Annotated in this window: 1 protein-coding gene; it reads left to right on the forward strand. The window is 62.6% G+C overall.

The window, feature by feature from the left end:
* Nucleotides 1-245 (forward strand): helix-turn-helix transcriptional regulator (locus C1I99_RS35545; protein WP_146604132.1); only part of this gene is annotated, 245 nt, incomplete at its 5' end.
* Between the last annotated feature and the right edge of the window lie 161 nt (nucleotides 246-406).

The raw sequence follows: 406 nt of genomic DNA on the forward strand, positions 1-406 counted from the left end.
AAGCCAACCTGTCGGAATTCCATTTCGCGCGGATGTTTCGTGCATCGTTCGGGGCCGCGCCGCATGAGTGGGTGATGCAGCAACGCATGGCGCGTGCACAAACGCTGCTGCGCACCACCACCCTTGCGCTGGCGACGATTGCCGAGCGCTGCGGCTTTGCCAGCCCGAGCCATTTCAGCCGGCGATTTGCACTCCAGCTTGGCGCGCCGCCGTCGCGCTACCGGCTGGCGTGGCAACACGGGTAAGCCGCAATTTGCCACGTCAATATCCGAACGACCGTGCTTCGCGATGCAGCGATCGTACGGTCGTCATATCGGCCGAAATGCTGTGCTGCACTAGCGTTTTCCACGATAGAGGCGCATTGGCCGGCGCAGTAACGTGGAGATGGGTTCCCCATGGAGACCGC

Source organism: Micromonospora deserti (assembly GCF_003236335.1).
Lineage (GTDB): Bacteria > Actinomycetota > Actinomycetes > Mycobacteriales > Micromonosporaceae > Micromonospora > Micromonospora deserti.